Annotated in this window: 14 protein-coding genes and 2 pseudogenes; 4 read left to right on the top strand and 12 right to left on the bottom strand. The window is 74.2% G+C overall.

Going from position 1 to position 19,136, the window contains the following annotated elements; genetic code table 11:
- Window positions 1-6: 6 nt before the first annotated feature.
- On the bottom strand, window positions 7-834 hold the full coding sequence (locus CBZ_RS11085) for an SURF1 family protein (RefSeq protein WP_130781607.1): 828 nt from the start codon (window positions 832-834) through the stop codon (window positions 7-9).
- Between the two features lie 296 nt (window positions 835-1,130).
- Here CBZ_RS11085 and CBZ_RS11090 point away from each other — a divergent pair, with 296 nt between their 5' ends.
- From CBZ_RS11090 to CBZ_RS11100, 3 genes and pseudogenes are all read left to right on the top strand, one after another.
- On the top strand, window positions 1,131-3,617 hold the full coding sequence (locus tag CBZ_RS11090) for a phosphoketolase family protein (protein WP_130781608.1): 2,487 nt from the start codon (window positions 1,131-1,133) through the stop codon (window positions 3,615-3,617).
- A gap of 178 nt (window positions 3,618-3,795) precedes the next feature.
- Window positions 3,796-5,271 (top strand): annotated as a pseudogene (gene pta / locus CBZ_RS11095) (phosphate acetyltransferase); the annotation flags it as partial.
- Window positions 5,272-5,282: 11 nt separating this feature from the next.
- Window positions 5,283-6,338: an acetate/propionate family kinase gene (locus tag CBZ_RS11100; protein ID WP_246013287.1), complete on the top strand. Its 1,056-nt coding sequence runs from the start codon at window positions 5,283-5,285 to the stop codon at window positions 6,336-6,338.
- A gap of 99 nt (window positions 6,339-6,437) precedes the next feature.
- Here the strand turns inward: CBZ_RS11100 and CBZ_RS11105 are convergent, their stop codons facing one another.
- The 8 genes from CBZ_RS11105 to CBZ_RS11140 all read right to left on the bottom strand — a co-directional run bounded on the left by CBZ_RS11105 (window position 6,438) and on the right by CBZ_RS11140 (window position 15,263).
- The gene (locus CBZ_RS11105) at window positions 6,438-8,051 is read right to left on the bottom strand and encodes a succinic semialdehyde dehydrogenase (protein WP_130781609.1); all 1,614 of its coding nucleotides are present in this window, start codon (window positions 8,049-8,051) and stop codon (window positions 6,438-6,440) included.
- A 73-nt stretch (window positions 8,052-8,124) separates the two neighbouring features.
- Window positions 8,125-9,846 carry a phosphoenolpyruvate--protein phosphotransferase gene (gene ptsP / locus CBZ_RS11110; RefSeq protein WP_130781610.1) on the bottom strand — a complete coding sequence of 574 codons (1,722 nt, stop codon included), beginning with the start codon at window positions 9,844-9,846 and terminating at the stop codon, window positions 8,125-8,127.
- Window positions 9,843-10,145 carry an HPr family phosphocarrier protein gene (locus CBZ_RS11115; protein ID WP_130781611.1) on the bottom strand — a complete coding sequence of 101 codons (303 nt, stop codon included), beginning with the start codon at window positions 10,143-10,145 and terminating at the stop codon, window positions 9,843-9,845. Before CBZ_RS11115 ends, ptsP begins: the two co-directional genes overlap by 4 nt.
- A 36-nt stretch (window positions 10,146-10,181) precedes the next feature.
- Window positions 10,182-11,693: a PTS fructose transporter subunit IIC gene (locus tag CBZ_RS11120; protein WP_130781612.1), complete on the bottom strand. Its 1,512-nt coding sequence runs from the start codon at window positions 11,691-11,693 to the stop codon at window positions 10,182-10,184.
- Window positions 11,690-12,145, bottom strand: a complete 456-nt coding sequence (locus tag CBZ_RS11125; protein WP_130781613.1) for a PTS sugar transporter subunit IIA — start codon at window positions 12,143-12,145, stop codon at window positions 11,690-11,692. Before CBZ_RS11125 ends, CBZ_RS11120 begins: the two co-directional genes overlap by 4 nt.
- Window position 12,146: 1 nt before the next feature.
- Window positions 12,147-13,094: a 1-phosphofructokinase gene (gene pfkB, locus CBZ_RS11130; RefSeq protein WP_130781614.1), complete on the bottom strand. Its 948-nt coding sequence runs from the start codon at window positions 13,092-13,094 to the stop codon at window positions 12,147-12,149.
- On the bottom strand, window positions 13,091-13,852 hold the full coding sequence (locus CBZ_RS11135; protein WP_130781615.1) for a DeoR/GlpR family DNA-binding transcription regulator: 762 nt from the start codon (window positions 13,850-13,852) through the stop codon (window positions 13,091-13,093). The genes pfkB and CBZ_RS11135 overlap by 4 nt, the downstream gene beginning before the upstream one ends.
- A 286-nt stretch (window positions 13,853-14,138) precedes the next feature.
- Entirely contained in the window at window positions 14,139-15,263 is a 1,125-nt protein-coding gene (locus CBZ_RS11140; RefSeq protein WP_130781616.1) for a GuaB3 family IMP dehydrogenase-related protein, read from the bottom strand.
- A gap of 189 nt (window positions 15,264-15,452) precedes the next feature.
- On the opposite strand from CBZ_RS11140, the gene CBZ_RS11145 reads away from it, so the two are divergent.
- Window positions 15,453-16,172, top strand: a complete 720-nt coding sequence (locus CBZ_RS11145; protein ID WP_130781617.1) for an exonuclease domain-containing protein — start codon at window positions 15,453-15,455, stop codon at window positions 16,170-16,172.
- Between the two features lie 4 nt (window positions 16,173-16,176).
- Here the strand turns inward: CBZ_RS11145 and guaB are convergent, their stop codons facing one another.
- From guaB to CBZ_RS11160, 3 genes and pseudogenes are all read right to left on the bottom strand, one after another.
- On the bottom strand, window positions 16,177-17,691 hold the full coding sequence (gene guaB / locus CBZ_RS11150) for an IMP dehydrogenase (RefSeq protein WP_130781618.1): 1,515 nt from the start codon (window positions 17,689-17,691) through the stop codon (window positions 16,177-16,179).
- Window positions 17,692-17,804: 113 nt separating this feature from the next.
- Window positions 17,805-18,524 carry a response regulator transcription factor gene (locus tag CBZ_RS11155; protein WP_130781619.1) on the bottom strand — a complete coding sequence of 240 codons (720 nt, stop codon included), beginning with the start codon at window positions 18,522-18,524 and terminating at the stop codon, window positions 17,805-17,807.
- Window positions 18,525-18,841: 317 nt separating this feature from the next.
- A pseudogene (locus CBZ_RS11160) lies at window positions 18,842-19,136 on the bottom strand (MerR family transcriptional regulator); the annotation flags it as partial.

Below are 19,136 nucleotides of genomic sequence, written 5' to 3' on the forward strand. Positions count from 1 at the left end.
GGGGGGTCAGTGCGGGGCGGGTTCGGTGGGGGTCGGGGTGGCGGGCGGGTCGGCGGGGGTCGCCGCAGCCTCCGGTGGGCGGCCCGCGGCCTCGTCGCGGACCAGGCGCCACCACAGCAGGACCGCGAACCCGCCGAAGATCCACCACTGGGCGGCGTAGGCGAGGTTCTGGATGTTGAGGCCCGCACCCGGCGAGCGCGGCGGGTCGAGCAGCACGACGGACGGCGCCTGCGCGGGGTCGGACGCCGCGACGACGAGGTAGCCGGTCCAGATCGGCCCGCCCCACACGTTGAGCAGCTCGGGCGAGGAGATCGCGTCGGTCCGGCCGTCGCGCACACCGCTGCCGGCGGACTCCGACACCTGCAGGTAGCCGACGAGGTCGACGTCGCCCGCGGGCGGCTCGTCGGCGTCGTCGGGCGACGCGACCCACCCGCGCACGACGGGCAGGACCGCGCCGTCGCCCGCGGCCCCGCCGGTCACCCGCAGGGGCGTGAGCACGAGGTAGCCGGTGACGCCGTCGTGCGCACGACCGGGCACGAGCAGCTGGCCGTCGGCGTCGTACGCGCCGGTCACGGCGACCTTCCTGCCGACCATGTCGCCGTGGAACGCGGTCTGCGGGGCGAGGACGTCGTCGAGCGGGACGGGGTCGGCCGCGACGAGCTCGGCGACGTGCCGCTCCTCGGCGCGCACGCCCCGCACCTCGGCGCGGTCGAGCTGCCACGCCCCGAGCCGTCCGCACACCGCGGCGGCGCCGAGCAGGAGCAGGAGGAGCAGCAGCATGCGCGGCCGCCGGGCGGCCCGCCACAGCGTCGTGGGCGCCTCCGGGTCGGTCACCGGGCCACGGTAACCCGGCCCGGCGCGGACCCCCGAACCTCACGTCCCCCGGTCGGCCCCGCACCCCGGTGAACGGGGTGCTCACACGGGCTGACCTGCGGGCGGACACCTGTCGACGCGCCGGACGAGACGAACGTCACCACGGGCGCACGGGCAGGTTGTGCGGTTGTATGACACGTGGGCGTGCCAGGGTTCCGGGACGTTAGGTCGGAAGTCCCGGAACGTGGTGCGATCCCAGGGAACGCTGGCAGCGGGGGCACCGGCAGGAACCGCCGGGACGACGATGGGGAGCGAGCATGAGCACGACGACGTCCGCCGAGACCACGTGGCGCGCAGGGGCCGGTGAGGCCGTGTCCGCGCAGACCCTGGAGCGCATCGACCAGTGGTGGCGCGCCGCCAACTACCTGTCCGTGGGCCAGATCTACCTGCTGGACAACCCGCTGCTGCGCGAGCCGCTCACGCGGGACCACGTGAAGCCGCGCCTGCTGGGCCACTGGGGCACGACGCCCGGCCTGAACTTCCTGTACGCGCACCTCAACCGCGTCATCGCGGAGCGCGCGCAGTCGACCCTGTACATCACGGGCCCGGGCCACGGCGGTCCGGGCCTCGTCGCATCCGCCTACCTCGACGGCACGTACTCGCACGTGTACTCGGACATCACCGAGGACACCGAGGGCCTGCGGCGGCTGTTCCGGCAGTTCTCCTTCCCGGGCGGCATCCCGAGCCACGTGGCCCCGGAGACCCCGGGCTCGATCCACGAGGGCGGCGAGCTCGGCTACGCACTGTCGCACGCGTACGGCGCGGCGTTCGACAACCCCGACCTGCTGGTCGCCACGGTCGTCGGCGACGGCGAGGCGGAGACGGGCCCGCTCGCGACGAGCTGGCACTCGAACAAGTTCGTCAACCCCGTGAAGGACGGCGTCGTCCTGCCGATCCTGCACCTCAACGGCTACAAGATCGCCAACCCGACCGTCCTGGCGCGCATCAGCGACGACGAGCTCGAGGCGCTCATGGTCGGCTACGGGCACAAGCCGCACGTGTTCGTCGCCGGGTTCGACGACGAGTCGCCGATCGAGATCCACCGCCGCTTCGCGACGCTCCTCGACGAGGTCCTCGACGAGATCGCCGAGATCAAGGCGCTGGCCCGCGACGGCAAGGACGACCGCCCGCAGTGGCCGATGATCGTCTTCCGCACGCCGAAGGGCTGGACCGGCCCGGACTACATCGACGGCAAGAAGACGACGGGCTCGTGGCGCGCGCACCAGGTGCCGCTCGCGAGCGCGCGGGACACCCCGGAGCACCTCGACGTGCTGCGCCAGTGGCTCGAGTCGTACCGGGCCGACGAGCTGTTCGACGAGAACGGCCGCCTGCACGACGACATCCGCGAGATCAACCCGCCGGTGGGCCTGCGGATGAGCGACAACGAGCACGCGAACGGCGGGCTCGTCCTCAAGGACCTGCGCCTGCCCGACTTCCGCGACTACGCGGTCGACGTGCCGACCCCGGGCGGGTCGATCAGCGAGGCGCCGCGCGTCCTGGGCCAGTGGCTCACGGACGTCATCCGGCAGAACCCGGACAACTTCCGGATCTTCGGCCCGGACGAGACCGCGTCGAACCGCCTGCAGGCCGTCTTCGAGACGACCGACAAGCAGTGGAACGCCGACTTCTACGGCGAGGAGGTCGACGAGCACCTCTCCCGGGCGGGCCGCGTGCTGGAGATGCTCTCGGAGCACCAGTGCCAGGGCTGGCTGGAGGGCTACCTGCTCACGGGCCGCCACGGGCTGTTCAACTGCTACGAGGCGTTCATCCACATCATCGACTCGATGTTCAACCAGCACGCCAAGTGGCTGAAGGTCACGAACGACATCCCGTGGCGCCGGCCGATCGCGTCGCTCAACTACCTGCTGTCGAGCCACGTGTGGCGGCAGGACCACAACGGCTTCAGCCACCAGGACCCCGGCTTCGTCGACCACGTGGTCAACAAGAAGGCCGAGGTCGTCCGGGTGTACTTCCCGCCGGACGCGAACACGCTCCTGTCGACGTACGACCACTGCCTGCGCAGCCGGCAGTACGTCAACGTCGTCGTCTCCGGCAAGCAGCCGGCGCCGAACTTCCTCACGATGGACCAGGCGATCGCGCACTGCACGCGTGGTCTGGGCATCTGGGAGTGGGCCGGCACGGAGGTCGCGGGCGAGAAGCCGGACGTCGTGCTCGCCGCCGCGGGCGACGTGCCCACGCTCGAGGTGCTGGCCGCGGCGGACATCCTGCGTCGCGAGCTGCCCGACCTCAAGGTCCGCGTCATCAACGTCGTCGACCTCATGCGCCTGCAGGACGAGCGGGAGCACCCGCACGGCCTGTCGGACACGCACTTCGACGGCCTGTTCACCAACGACCGGCCGGTGATCTTCGCGTACCACGGCTACCCGTGGCTCATCCACCGCCTCACGTACCGCCGCAAGGGGCACAGCAACATCCACGTGCGCGGGTACAAGGAGGAGGGCACGACGACGACGCCGTTCGACATGGTCATGCTCAACGACCTCGACCGGTACCACCTCGTCATCGACGTCATCGACCGGGTCAAGCACCTGGGCACCGCGTACGCCGGCCTGCGTCAGCGGATGGTCGACAAGCGCATCGAGGCCCGCGAGTACACCCGCGAGCACGGCGACGACCTGCCCGAGGTCCGCGACTGGGTGTGGCCCGACGCGGGCGACACCGCGACCGAGCAGGGCGGCCCGCAGCAGTCCGCCGTCAACGTGACGGGCGGTGACAACGAGTAGTCCCACCCGGGCCCGCGTGCGGGCCCACCACGGACCCGGACGGGTCGCGCCGACGCCACCGCCAACCGCCGCGACCCGTCCGCCGGGGTCCACCGCATCACCCACGCACCAGCACCCACGCACCAGTACCCGCACCACCCCCGCACCCCGGGGACCATCGCACCTGGAGACGCCCACCGTGGCCCGCAGCATCTACCTCACCTCCCCCGAGGGGGACTCCGGCAAGTCCGTCGTGGCGCTCGGCCTCGTCGACCTGCTCTCGCGCACCGTGCAGCGGGTGGGGGTGTTCCGCCCGGTGGCCCGCTCCACCAAGACGCCCGACTACGTCCTCGAGCTGCTGCTCGCGCACGACGGCGTCGACCTCATGTACGACGAGTGCGTCGGCGTGACGTACGAGGAGGTGCTGGCCGACCCCGAGCAGGCCCTGGCGAAGATCGTCCAGCGGTACCACGAGGTCGCGCGGCGCTGCGACGCCGTGGTCGTCGTCGGCACCGACTACACGGACGTCGCCGGCCCGACGGAGCTCGCGTACAACGGCCGGATCGCCGCGAACCTCGGCGCGCCCGTGGTGCTCGTCGTCAACGGCAGCGGCCGGACGCCGGGCGCGATCCACCAGGTCGTCGACATCGTCGTCGCCGCGATGGGCGACGAGCACGCGCAGGTCGTCGGCGTCACGGTGAACCGCTGCGGCCCCGCCGCGGTCGACGCCGTCAAGGCCGAGGTCGAGCAGGGCACGGGTCTGCCGACGTTCGCGCTGCCGGAGAGCCCGCTGCTCACCGCGCCGACCGTCCGCCAGCTCATGGAGGCCGTGGGCGGCGAGCTCATGGCGGGCGACGAGGAGCTCCTCTCGCGTGAGGTCCTCGACGTCCTCGTCGGTGCGATGTCCGTCGAGCACCTGCTGGACCGGATCGCGGACGGCGCCGTCGTCATCACCCCCGGAGACCGCTCCGACGTGCTGCTGGGCCTGCTCATCGCCCACCAGGCCGACGGCTTCCCGTCGCTGGCCGGCATCATCCTCAACGGCGGCTTCGAGCCGTCGCCGGTCGTGCAGCGCCTCATCGACGGCCTCGGCACGAAGCTCCCGATCATCGAGACCGCGCTCGGCTCGTTCCGCTCCGCCAGCGCCGCCGCCTCGACCCGCGGCCACCTGAGCGCCGACTCGCAGCTCAAGGTCGACACCGCCCTGGCCCTGTTCGAGGCGCACGTGGACGGCCCGGCCCTGCTCCGTGCGCTCGACGTCGCGCGGCCCGAGGTCGTCACGCCGCTCATGTTCGAGTACGAGCTGCTCGACCGTGCGCGCGCCGACAAGAAGCACATCGTCCTGCCGGAGGGCAGCGACGACCGGATCCTGCGCGCGGCCTCCACGCTGCTGCGCCGTGGCGTCGCGCACCTGACGATCCTCGGCGACCAGGCCCAGATCCGCGGGCGGGCGACCGAGCTCGGCCTCGACCTGACCGACGCGGACGTCATCGACCCGCACGACCCGGAGATCCTCGAGCGGTTCGCGACCGAGTACGCGAAGATCCGCGCGCACAAGGGCATGACCGTCGAGCGGGCCCGCGAGATCGTCCCGTCCGTGTCGTACTTCGGGACGCTCATGGTCCACCTGGGCCTCGCCGACGGCATGGTGTCCGGCGCCGCCCACACCACGGCGCGGGCCTGCGCATGGTCCTCGGCCTGTTCGACGAGGTCGGCCCCGACCTGGCGGGCGCGCACGTCGTCGCCGTCGGGCACCGCGTCGTGCACGGCGGGTCCGACTTCGACGGCCCGGCGCTGGTCGACGACGACGTCATCGCCCGCATCGACGCGCTGTCGCCGCTCGCTCCCCTGCACAACCCGCCGAACCTCACGGGCATCCAGGTCGCGCGCGAGCTGCTGCCGGACGTGCCGCACGTCGTCGTGTTCGACACCGCGTTCTTCCACACGCTGCCCGACGCCGCCGCGACGTACGCGATCGACCAGGGCGTCGCGACGGCCTACGGCGTGCGCCGCTACGGCTTCCACGGCACGTCGCACGAGTACGTGTCCGGCAAGGTCGCGCGCGTCCTCGGGCGTCGCGTCGAGGACCTCAACCAGATCGTCCTGCACCTCGGCAACGGCGCGTCGGCGTCGGCGGTCCGCGGCGGCGTGGCGGTCGAGACGTCGATGGGCCTGACCCCGCTCGAGGGCCTGGTCATGGGCACCCGGTCGGGCGACGTCGACCCGGCGGTCCTCATCCACCTGCAGCGCAACGCGGGCATGTCGGTCGACGACATCGACGACCTGCTGAACCGCCGCTCGGGCCTCAAGGGCCTCGCCGGCGAGAACGACTTCCGCGAGATCCACCGCCTGGTCGAGGAGGGCGACGCGAGCGCGCAGCGGGCGCTCGACGTGTACATCCACCGGCTGCGCAAGTACATCGGCGCGTACCTCGCGGTGCTGGGGCGCGTCGACGTCATCACGTTCACCGCGGGCGTCGGCGAGAACGACGACATCGTCCGTGCCCTGGCGATCAAGGGCCTGGAGCCGTTCGGCATCGCGGTCGACGCGGAGCGCAACGCGGGCCGCAAGAAGGAGCCCGTGACGATCTCGCCCGACTGGACGAGCACGCGCGTCATGGTGGTGCCGACGAACGAGGAGCTCGCGATCGCCCGGCAGGCGATCGCGACGATCGAGCGCGCGGGCCTGGAGGGCACGAGCGACGAGACGGACCCCTCCCCGGCGTCGACCGGCCACGCCTGACCGACCTCGTGGGGAAGGTGTGTCGCGCCCGACGCGACGCACCTTCCCCACGACGGCTGACAGCCCCGAGCGTGGCGGGTGGGCGGACAGCCCAGCCCGTCAGGGCAGGCGGGCCGCCTTCATCGCGCGCAGCGCCGCCCCGTAGACCTGCGGCCACGTCTCCGTGCCGAGGTCGAACAGCCGGTGCAGGCCGAGGCCCGCGTGCACGCCGTGCTGGACGGCGACCGTCTGCACGCGCGTCGTCTCCCACAGCCCCTCGCGGCCGTGCCGGTGCCCGTGCCCGGACGCCCCGACGCCGCCCTGCGGCGCACCGAGCGACCCCCACGTCGCGACGTACCCCTCGTTGACGTTGACCGTCCCCGCGCGCACGCGGCGGGCCAGGGCGGCCCCGCGGCGCGTGTCGGCCGTCCAGATGCTCGCGTTGAGGCCGAGGTCGCTGTCGTTCATCGCGGCGACGGCCTCGTCGTCGGACGCCACGGGGTAGAGCGCGACGACCGGGCCGAACGTCTCCTCGCGGTGCAGCCGCGCCTCGGGCGGCACGTCGACGAGGATCGTCGGCTCGTAGAAGTAGGGACCGAGGTCGGTGCGGTGCACGGCACCTGTCAGGACGGTCGCACCGTGGCCGATGGCGTCCTCGACGTGCTCGACGACGGTCGCGAGCTGCGCGGCGGACGCGAGCGACCCGACGTCGGCCCGGTGGTCCAGGCCGGCGCCGATCCGCAGGGCGCGGGTGCGGCGCGCGAACGCGTCAGCGAAGGCGTCGAAGACCTCCTCGCGGACGTAGAGGCGCTCGATGCTCACGCACACCTGCCCGGTGCCGACGAAGCACGCGCGCACGGCCCCCTCGGCGACGACCTCGACGTCGACGTCCTCCGCGACGTACATGGGGTTCTTGCCGCCGAGCTCGAGCGTCGTGGGCACGAGCCGCTCCCCCGCGCGGGCGGCGACGACACGACCCGTGGCGGTGGACCCGGTGAAGCTCACGTGGTCGACGTGCTCGACGACGGCCGCGCCGACGGTCGGCCCGTCACCGACGACGACCTGCAGCACGCCGTCGGGCAGCCCGGCCTCCTCGAGCAGCTCGGCGGCCCACAGCGCGGTGAGCGCGGTCTGCGGGTCCGGGCGCAGCAGCACGGCGTTGCCCGCGACGAGCGCGGGCAGGACGTCGCCGAGCGTGAGGGTCAGGGGGAAGTTCCACGGCGCGACGATCCCGACGACGCCGACGGGGTGCCGCAGCACGCGGGTGGTCGTCAGGCCCGGGATGAGGCCGGGCACGTGCCGGGGGCGCAGGTACCGGCCGGCGCGCACCGCGTAGTGCCGCGCGACCATCGCGATGTCGCACACCTCCTCGAACGCCGAGACGCGGGCCTTGCCCGACTCGAGCTGGATGAGGTCGAGGACGTCGCTCTGCCGCTCGAGCACGAGGTCGTGCAGGCGCGACAGGACGGCCGTGCGGGTGCGCAGCGGCGTGGCCGCCCACAGCCGCTGGGCGGCGCGTGCGGTGCGCGCGGCGCGGGCCACGTCGTCGGGCGTCGACAGCGGCACCGCGGCGATGGGGCCGCCCGTGAACGGGGCGTGCGAGGTGTGGGTCGCGGCGCCGGGCTGCGCGACGACGCGGGTGAGGAGCGAGCGGACGTCCTCCGGTTCCAGGACGTACGTCGCGAGCGGGTCGGTCTCCGGGTCGTGGAGCTCGGTGTGTCCGTCGTGCGCCATGCGCGTCAGGGTACGCGCGGGCACCCCCCGGCGGGCCCGGTCGGCCCGGGTGTCGCCGGAGGGGCGCCGCCCGTCACACGCCGAGCGTCTCCCGCACCTCGGGGGCCAGCATCGCGACCACGGACGCGCGGGCCGACGGCGCCGACTCCGCCGCGAGCGCGGCGGCCGCCATCGTCGCGCACTGCGCGCGCGTGTGGTGCCGCAGCGCGTACCGCACGGCGGGCACGGCCCCCGCGGACATCGACAGGCTCGTGACGCCGAGGCCGACGAGCACGAGCGCGAGGACCGGGTCCGACGCGGACTCGCCGCAGACCCCCACGGGCTTGTGCAGCTCGAGCCCGGCGCGCGCGGTCGCGTCGACCAGGTCGAGCACCGCGGGCTGCCACGGGTCGAGCAGATCCGCGAGCTCGCCGCGCAGGCGGTCGGTCGCCATCGTGTACTGCGCGAGGTCGTTCGTGCCGAGCGAGACGAAGTCGACCTCGGCGAGGATCTCCCGGGCGCGCAGCGCGGCCGCGGGGACCTCGACCATGACGCCCACGGTCGTCAGGCCGTGCGCGCGTGCCCTCGCCGCGAAGTCGCGGGCCTCGGACGCCGTCGCGATCATCGGCGCCATGACCCACGGCGCGGTGCCCGCGTCGGACTGCGCGGCGCCCAGGGCGGCGAGCTGCGTCTCCAGCAGCTCGGGGTCGTGCCGCACGAGCCGGTAGCCGCGCACGCCGAGCGCCGGGTTCTCCTCGTCGGGCTGCGTCGCGAACGCGAGCGGCTTGTCGGCGCCCGCGTCGAGCGTGCGGACGACGACCTTGCGGTCCCCGAGGGCGGACAGCGCCTGCGCGTAGACGGTGGCCTGCTCCTGCCGGGTCGGCGCGGTGGTCCGCTCGAGGAACAGCACCTCGGTGCGGAACAGGCCGACGCCCTCGACGGCGGTGGGCGCGACGCGCTCGGCGTCCTGCGCGGTGCCGATGTTCGCGAGCAGCTGCACGCGGTGGCCGTCGGCCGTGCCGCCGGGTTCGACGTCCGCGGCCAGCGCGTCCTCGACGCCCGCGCGGCGACCCAGCTCGGCGCGCAGCGCGTCGTCCGGGTCGACCGTGAGCGTGCCGTCAGCGGCGTCGACGGCGACGACGGTGCCGTCCTCGACGGTCGTGGCGAACGGCACCTGCACCAGGCACGGCAGGCCGAGCTGCCCCGCGATGATCGCGGTGTGCCCGGTCGGGCCGCCGAGCTCGGTGACGATCGCGAGGACGTTCTCCAGGTCGAGCGCGGCGGTGTCGGCGGGCGCGAGGTCGCGTGCGACGACGACCGAGGGGCGGTCCAGGTGCGGCACGCCGGGCGGTGGCAGGCCCAGCGCGCGGGCGACGACCCGGTCCCGCACGGAGCGCAGGTCGGTGACACGCTCGGCGAGGTAGCCGCCGGCCTGCTCGAACATCGTGGCGAACATCGCGACGACCCCGTCGACGGCGTGCACGACGTGGTCGCCCGCGTCGATGCGCGTGAGCACCTGGCTGCGCAGCGCCTTGTCGTCGGCCATCTGCGCGGTCGCGGCCAGCACGTCGCGCACGGTGCCGGTCGCCCGGGCCGACTGCTCGCGCAGCTCGTCGACGACCTGCGTGAACGCCTCGTCGACGATCCGGTGTGCCGTCGCGGGGTCGGCGGGCACGCCGTCGACGAGCAGCGGCGCGTCGTCGTCCACGTGCGGGGCGGGGCGGACCTGCGCGACGGGACCGACGGCCCCGCGCCGGCCGACGCCGACGCCGCGCAGGACCTCGCCGGTCCGGGCGGCGCCGGGCGTCGCCGTCACGACCCGGCCCCCGCGGCGGGCTGCGTCGGGGCGTCCTCCGCGTCGAGGTCGGTCTCGAGCAGGGTGACGAGCTCGTCGAGCACCTGCTGCGCGCCGTCGTCGGTGCTGAGCGTGACCTCCTCGCCGTGCGGCACGCCGAGGGACATGACGAACAGGATGCTGCTCGCGTCGACGGGGTCGCCGCCCGGCCGGGCGATGGTCACGGGGACGCCGGTCGCGGCGACGGCGTTCGTGAAGATCATCGCGGGGCGGGCGTGCAGGCCGACGCGGGACGCGACGACGGCGGTGCGCTGAGCCATGGTTCTCTCCGTTCGGTGCCGGGTGTGGTGGGCGGCTCAGGCGGCCTGGCCGACGAGGGCCTGCTCGTCGGCGGCCTGCTCGGCCTCGACCAGCGGGTTGGGCTTGGCGCTCTTGAGCGCGATGACGATCGCGGCCATGACGACGACGCCGACGGCGATCGCGAGGATGAACCCGAGCGGGTTCGAGATGAGCGGCAGCACCCAGATGCCGCCGTGCGGGGCCCGCAGGGTGCAGCCGAACGCCATGACGAGACCGCCGGTGACGGACGAGCCGACGACGGACGACACGATGACGCGCCACGGGTCGGCGGCGGCGAACGGGATCGCGCCCTCGGAGATGAACGACGCCCCGAGCAGCCACGCGGCCTTGCCGTTCTCCCGCTCGGCGTGCGTGAACAGCTTCTTGCGGACGACGGTCGCGAGGGCCATGGCGAGCGGCGCGACCATGCCGGCGGCCATCACGGCGGCCATGATCTTGTACTGCGTCGCGTCGGCGTCCAGGCCCTCGGTGGCCAGGCCGGTGACGGCGAACGTGTACGCGACCTTGTTGATCGGCCCGCCCAGGTCGAAGCCCATCATGGCGCCGAGCAGCAGGCCGAGCAGGACGAGGTTGTTGCCGGACAGCCCGTTGAGCCACGAGCTGAGCCCGTCCATGAGCGACGCGATGGGCCGCCCGATGATCACGAACATCACGAGCCCGACGACGAACGACGACAGCAGCGGGATGACGACGACCGGCATCACGCCACGCACGCCCTTGGGGACCTTCCAGCGGGAGATCCACAGCGCGACGAACCCGGCGAGGAAGCCGGTGACGAGCCCGCCGAGGAAGCCGGCGCCGACGAGCATGGACACGGACCCGCCGACGAACCCGGGCACCAGGCCCGGCCGGTCGGCGATCGCGTACGCGATGAAGCCGGACAGCACGGGGACGAGGAACGCGAACGCCACACCGCCGGTCCGGAACAGCAGCACCGCCCAGTCCTGCAGCGACGCGACGTTGAACGACGTCATGAGGTCGTCGACCGGCACCTCGGTGACCAGCACGACGCCCTCGTCGCCCCACGCGAGCTGCGCGAGCATGAACGACAGGGCGATGAGGATCCCCCCGGCGGCGACGAACGGGATCATGTACGACACGCCCGTCATGAGCCACTGCCGGACGCGCGTCCCGACGCCGGCGTTGGCGTCGACCTTCGTCACGGGCGCGGCGGCGGGGCCGGCCGCGGGGGCGACGACGCCCGAGCCGACGGCCGCGACGGCCGCCGCGATGACGCCGGGGGCGTCGTGCACGGCCTTCTTCACGCCGACGTCGACGAACGGCTTGCCGACGAACCGGTCCTTGTCCTTGACCTCGAGGTCGGCGGCGTAGATGACGCCGTCGGCCTCGGCGATGACGCGCGGGTCGAGCGGCATCGAGCCCGCCGCCCCCTGCGTCTCGACGGCGACCTCGTGGCCGGCGGCGCGGCCGGCCTGCTCGAGCGCCTCGGCGGCCATGTACGTGTGCGCGATCCCCGTGGGGCACGAGGTAACGGCGACGAGCTTCATGCGGGCACGACCTCTCGGGTGACGATCTGCGCCACGGTCGCGGCGTCGGGCGCGTCCTTGAGCGACTGCCGGAACGACTCGTGCACGAGCCGCCGGGCGAGCGCGGCGAGGATCTGCAGGTGGGCGCTGTCCCCGGAGTCGGGCGCGGCGATGAGGAAGACGAGCGTCGCGGGCCCGTCCGGGGCGCCGAAGTCGACGCCGCCCGGGACCTTGCCGACGGCGAGGCTGGGCACGGTGACGTGCGCCGACCGGGCGTGCGGCAGGCCGATGCCGCCGGGCATGCCGGTGGCCATCTGGGCCTCGCGGGCGCGCACGTCGGCGTGGAACCCGTCGGCGTCGGTCACGCGGCCCGCGGCGGCGAGCAGGTCGATGAGCTGGCGGGTCGCGTCGTCGCGGTCGGTGGCGACGAGGTCGACGGCGACCAGGTCGGCGGTGATGAGGGGGGAGGTCACGTCACAGCTCCTTCAGCGCGGTTCGGTGGTCGGGCTCCTCGACGACGCGGACGGCGTCGAGGTCGATCTGGTGGGGGCCGGGGACGGCAGTGCCCGGCAGGAGGACGGCGGCGCGGCCGAAGGCGACGGCGCGGCGGAGGCGGTCGGCGGCGCTGCCGTCGCCCGCGATGAAGCCGGCGAGGGTCGAGTCCCCCGCGCCGACGGTGGACAGCGGCACGAGCGGCGCGCCGCCCGCCCACCACGAGTGCTGCTCGGCGACGAGCAGCGCGCCGTGCGCGCCGAGGCTCACGAGCACGGCGCGGGTCCCGGCGTCGATGACCTCGCGGGCCGCCTCGACGACGTCGCCGACGGTCACGAGCTCCCGGCCGACGAGCTCGGCCAGCTCCTCGTCGTTGGGCTTGACGAGCGTGAGCCCGCCCGACCGGACGGCCCGCGTGAGCGGCAGCCCGGAGGTGTCGAGCGCGAACGGCACGCCGTACCGGGTGGCGAGCCCGGCGACCTGGACGAAGAAGCACTCGGACGCGCCGAGCGGCAGCGACCCGGCGCTCACGAGGGCCGCGGGGCGCAGCGCGAGCTGCTCCTCGACGACCCGCAGCACCGCGTCGACCTCGTCGTCCGTGAGCGCGGGGCCCGGCTCGTTGACCTTCGTCGTCGTGCCGCCCGCCTCGACGAGCGTGAGGTTGGTCCGGGTGTCGCCCGCGACGGCGACGGGCAGCGCGGGGACGCCCTGCTCGCCGAGCAGCTCGACCAGCCGGGCCCCGTCCGCCCCGCCCGCGGGCAGCACGGCGAGCGTCGGCACGCCGTGCGCCATGAGCACGCGCGAGACGTTGATCCCCTTGCCGCCCGGGTGCACCCACGACGCGTCGGCCCGGTTGACCTCGCCGACGGCGAGCCGGTCGACCTGGAGCGCCCGGTCGAGGCTGGGGTTGGGGGTGAGCGTGAGGATCATGCGCGCACCACCCGGGTCCCGGCGGCCTCGATCTCCTCGACGAGCTCGGGCTCGGCGCCCGTGTCGGTGACGACCGTGTCGACGGCGGACAGCGGCACGACGTGCGCGAAGTCGACGCGGCCGAGCTTGGTGTGGTCCGCCAGGACCACCGTGCGGCGGGCGTTGGTGACGAGCGCGCGCTTGACCGCGGCCTCGGCGAGGTCGGGCGTCGTGAGCCCGTGCTCGACGGACAGCCCGTTGGTGCCGACGAACGCGACGTCGGCGTGGATGTCGGCGAGCGCCTGCAGCGCCCACGCGCCGACGGCGGCGAGGGTGCGGCCGCGCACGGTCCCGCCGACGAGGTGCAGCGTGAGGCCGGGCCGAGGCGCGAGGACGGTCGCGACGGGCAGCGCGTGCGTGACGACCGTGAGCTCGCGGTCGGTGGGCAGGAGCTCCGCGAGCCGGACGGTCGTCGTCCCGGCGTCGAGGATGACGGCGCCGCCGTCGGGCAGCTCGTCGAGCGCGGCCTTGGCGATGCGCTCCTTCTCTCCTGCGAGCACGCCCTCGCGGTCGGCGATGCCCGGCTCGAAGCCGAGCCGCTCGACGGGGATCGCGCCACCGTGCACGCGCCGCACGAGGCCGTGGCGCTCGAGCGCGGTGAGGTCGCGGCGGACGGTCTCGGGGGTGACGTCGAGCTCGTCCGCGAGGGCGGTGACGTCGACGCGGCCCTCGGCGCGGGCGCGAGCCAGGATCTGCTGGTGCCGCTCCGGTGCGTACACGCTGCCTCCGTCGTGCCGGACGCCGCACCCGTTGCGACGTCTGATGCGTCCAGAGTCCTCCGTCACACTGTGCCATGTCAAGCAATTCGGGCACACTCGGACTCAAACAAACTCTGACCTGGGCCGACTCGGGCATCGGTTCGTGCCCGTGTTCACCACGGGCGCGAACACGGGCACGGACTCACGCACCGACCCGGACAGGTTCGGACACGAGAACGACCGACGCCCGCCCCGGTATCCGGGACGGGCGTCGGCGAGGCTGCGGCGGGTCGGACGACCCGCGGCGTCAGCGCGGCTGGTAGGGCGAGACCACGACCTCGACCCGCTGGAACTCCTTGAGGTCCGAGTACCCGGTCGTCGCCATCGCCCGGCGCAGCGCGCCGATGAGGTTGAGCGTGCCGTCGGCGGTGTGGCCCGGGCCGAACAGGATCTCCTGCAGCGAGCCGGCCGTCCCGACCTCGACGCGCTCCCCGCGCGGCAGGTGCGGGTGGTGCGCCTCCGGGCCCCAGTGCCAGCCGCGGCCCGGCGCCTCCGTGGCGCGCGCGAGGGCGGCCCCGAGCATCACGGCGTCCGCGCCGCACGCGACGGCCTTGACCAGGTCGCCCGAGCGGCCCACGCCGCCGTCCGCGATGACGTGCACGTACCGGCCGCCCGACTCGTCGAGGTAGTCGCGACGGGCCGCGGCCACGTCCGCGACGGCCGTGGCCATCGGCGCGTGGATGCCCAGCGAGACGCGCGTCGTGTGCGCCGCTCCCCCGCCGAAGCCCACCAGCACGCCCGCGGCACCCGTCCGCATGAGGTGCAGCGCCGCGGTGTACGTCGACGCCCCGCCCACGATGACCGGCACGTCGAGCTCGTAGATGAAGCGCTTGAGGTTGAGCGGCTCGGCGCGGCCCGAGACGTGCTCGGCCGACACCGTCGTGCCCCGGATGACGAACAGGTCGACGCCCGCGTCGACGACCGTGCGCCACAGCTCCTGGGTGCGCTGCGGCGACAGGGCACCGGCGACGGTCACACCCGCCGCACGGACCTCCTTGAGGCGCGCGCTCACCAGGTCCGGCTGGATCGGGGCGGAGTAGATCTCCTGCATGCGGGCCGTCGCGCGCGCGGGGTCGAGCGTCGCGACCTCGGCGAGCAGCGGCGCCGGGTCGTCGTAGCGGGTCCACAGGCCCTCGAGGTCGAGGACGCCGAGGCCGCCGGCCTGCCCGAGCGCGACCGCCGTCGCGGGGCTCATGACCGAGTCCATCGGGGCCGCGAGGACCGGGAGGTCGAAGTGGTAGGCGTCGATCTGCCAGCCGACCGAGACCTCCTCGGGGTCCCGCGTCCGGCGCGACGGGACGACCGCCACGTCGTCGAAGGAAAACGCCCGCCGCCCGCGCTTGCCGCGCCCGATCTCGATCTCGTTGCTCACCGCACCAGGCTACCGGCGCCGCGCCACCACCGGCCGCGGCCACCGGCTGGGCGGACCGCGGCCGCCCAGCCGTGTCGCTCGCCCCGCCTGTGGGCGGTCGGTGCGATCCTGACGAAGCGGGCGGCACCGAGCGCCCGTGGCCCGCCCGGTCTCCGGCGCGGTGCCCGCACGGACGAGGTGGTACGCACGATGGGCTGGAACGACGGGCCGCTCCTGGGGTTCGACACGGAGACCACGGGGCTCGACGTGGACCGCGACCGCATCGTGACCGCCGCCCTCGTCCGTCGCGACGCCGACGGCACGCACGTCCGCACGTGGCTGCTGAACCCCGGCGTCGAGATCCCCGAGCCCGCTGCGGCGATCCACGGCGTCAGCACCGAGCACGCGAAGGCGCACGGCGTCGCCCCCAAGGCCGCGCTCGACGAGATCGCCGCCGCGCTCGCCGAGGCCTTCCGCGCCGGCGTCCCGGTCGTCGCCTACAACGCGGCCTTCGACCTGTGCCTGCTCGACGCCGAGCTGCGCCGCCACCGCCTGCCGACCCTGCCCGACCGCCTGCTCGGCGCCGCCCGGCCGGTCATCGACCCGCTCGTGCTCGACCGCGCCGAGGACCGCGAGCGCGCAGGCAAGCGCAAGCTCGTCGACCTGTGCGGCGTCTACGAGGTCGTCGAGTCCGGCGACCTGCACAACGCCGACGTGGACGTCGTCGCGACGCTCGACGTCCTCGAGCGCCTCGTGGGGCGGTTCCCGCACCTCGCGGACCTCGACCTCGACACGCTGCACGAGTACCAGGTGACCGCGCACCGCGCGTGGGCGGAGAGCTTCAACGCGTGGCGCACCGAGAAGGGCCTCGACGGGCCCGGCGCGGAGCCGACCTGGCCCGCGCGCGAGCCCGTCGGCACGCTGTGGTGAGTGGTCAGCGACCCGTGTAGTTCGGCGCCTCGACGGTCATCTGGATGTCGTGCGGGTGCGACTCCTTGAGCCCGGCGGCGGTGATCCGCACGAACTGCCCCTTCGACTGCAGCTCCGGGATGGTGTGCGCGCCCACGTAGAACATCGACTGGTGCAGCCCGCCGATGAGCTGGTGCGCGACGGCCGCGAGCGGGCCGCGGTACGGGACCTGCCCCTCGATGCCCTCGGGGACGATCTTCTCGTCGGTCGACACGTCCGCCTGGAAGTAGCGGTCCTTCGAGTACGACACGCGCCCGCGGGACGCCATCGCCCCGAGCGACCCCATGCCGCGGTAGTGCTTGTACTGCTTGCCGTTGACGAACACGAGCTCGCCCGGCGACTCGTCGCAGCCCGCGAGCAGCGAGCCCAGCATCACGGTGTCCGCGCCGGCGACGAGCGCCTTCGCGATGTCGCCCGAGTACTGCAGGCCGCCGTCGCCGATGACCGGCACCCCGGCCGGCTTGCACGCGAGCGCCGCGTCGTAGATCGCCGTCACCTGCGGCACGCCGACCCCGGCGACCACGCGCGTCGTGCAGATCGAGCCCGGACCGACGCCGACCTTGACGGCGTCGACGCCCGCGTCGACGAGGGCCTGCGCGCCCGCGGTCGTCGCGACGTTGCCGCCGATGACCTGCACGTGCGCGGTCGACGGGTCGGACTTGAGCCGGCGCACCATGTCGAGCATGAGCCGCGCGTGGCCGTTCGCGGTGTCGACGACGAGCACGTCCACGCCGGCCTCGACGAGCGCGGTGGCCCGCTCCCACGCGTCCCCGAAGAACCCGATGGCCGCGCCGACCACGAGCCGGCCGTCGCCGTCCTTCGTCGCGTCGGGGTACTGCTCGGACTTCACGAAGTCCTTGACGGTGATGAGGCCGCGCAGCACGCCCGCGTCGTCGACCAGCGGGAGCTTCTCGATCTTGTGCTTCGCGAGCAGGGCCGCGGCGTCGTCCCGGGCGATCCCCACCGGGGCCGTCACCAGGGGCATCGGCGTCATGACCTCGTGCACGCGGCGCTGCTCGAAGTCGCCCGCGGGGACGAAGCGCAGGTCGCGGTTGGTGATGATGCCGAGCAGCCGGCCGTCCTGCGCGACGACGGGCAGGCCCGACACCCGGTACGTGCCGCACAGCCGGTCGAGCTCGGCCAGCGTCGCGTCGGGCGAGACCGTCACGGGGTCGCTGACCATCCCGGACTCGGACCGCTTGACGCGGTCCACCTGGTGCGCCTGGTCGGCGATCGACAGGTTGCGGTGCAGGATGCCGACGCCGCCCTGCCGGGCCATCGCGATCGCCATGCGGGACTCGGTGACGGTGTCCATCGCCGCCGACAGCAGCGGCACGCGGACCGAGATCTCGCGGGTGAGCCGCGACGTGGTGTCGACCTGGCTCGGGATGACGTCGGTCTCCCCGGGGAGCAGCAGGACGTCGTCGTAGGTGAGCCCGATCCGCCCGAAGGGGTCGGCCGCCGAGGGGGTGCCCGTCATCCCGCAAGGATACGTCCGCGCGGGCGTGCTCCCGGGCCCCGGTCCCGCCCGCTGGACGCGGACGCCCGCCGTCGCCGCCCGCACCTGCGGGACGACGGACGACGGGCGACGTGTCAGCGGATGAGGCCCCGGCGCAGTCCGATCGCGACCGCCTGCGCGCGGTCCTTCGCGCCGAGCTTGCGGAACAGCCGCCGCGCGTGCGTCTTGACCGTGTCCTCCGAGAGGAACAGCTCGGCGCCGATCTGCGCGTTCGACCGCCCGTTGCTCATGCCGATGAGCACCTCGATCTCGCGCTTGGTCAGCGGCGCGGGCCCGGGGTCGGCCGGTGCCGCGTCCTGCGGGTGCCCGTCGACGCCGTCCGCCGTCACGACCGCGGTCGACCCGGCCGCGCGCACGCCGTCGAGGCCCGAGCCGCCCATCGGCGTCGGCACGTCGACCGCTGGCCGCTGCCCCTGCGCGGGCAGCACGGCGCTCGCGAGCACGTGCGCGGCGACCGCGGAGAGCTCGGCGCGGCCCACGTCGGGCGCGAGGAAGCCGCGCGCACCAAGCGAGAGGGCCCGGTCGAGCGCGACCGAGTCGTCGGGGCTGGCCAGCAGCACCACCGCGGCCGACGGCGCGATCGCCCGCAGCCGCCGGATCGCCTCGGTGGACCCGGGCGCGGGCAGGTGCGCGTCGAGCAGCACCACCGTCGGCGGGACCCTGCGGGCGAGCGTGATGAGCTCGTCCACCGAGGCCGCCGCGCGCACGGGCGTGAGTGCGGGGACCCCGATCGAGGTCACCACCAGGCGCTCGCGGATCACCGCTGAGCCGTGACAGACCACGACTCCCGCCATCGTTCCTCCTGTTGCTGCCAGACCGACTTCGGACGTCCGTCTTCTCCGACGGATGCGGCGCGGCCCCTGCCGACCTGTCCGTGGTCCGAACGGTTGATTCGTCACGGGTATCGGTCGGCGCGCACGCAGACGTTAGCCCTCTCGGGCATCCTGGCGCTCGTCCGTGCCCCGGTTTCTCCCGCCGCGGGGGCTCCTGGCGGGGAATGTCGTTAGCCCGGACGGGCGATGCCGCGGGTGGCCGCGGGAGCGTCCCGGGACGCCGTGCGAGCGCGCGCGGGCCGCCCGGGTCCCCCGGACGGCGGACCTCGGCGGGGCGCTCAGGCCGTGTCCCCGGCGGCGACCGCGAGCACCTCGTGCAGCAGCCCGGTGAAGGTGCGGGCGCGGTGCACGTGGCGCTCGACAGGGACGTGCTGGTGCGCGGTCTCGGGGAGCATGACGAACTGCGCGAGGTCGGGACGCTCGCGGGCGAGCGAGGCGACGACGGCGAGGTCGGGGTCGGGCCGCCGGCCGACGGTGACGACCGCGCGGGCGCGGGTCATGGCGACGAGCTCGGCGGCGTGCCGCGTCCCGACGGGCCCGCCGACGAGCCGGCCGTCCACGCCGTGCCCGACG

Source organism: Cellulomonas biazotea, assembly GCF_004306155.1.
In the GTDB taxonomy this organism is placed as follows: Bacteria; Actinomycetota; Actinomycetes; order Actinomycetales; family Cellulomonadaceae; genus Cellulomonas; species Cellulomonas biazotea.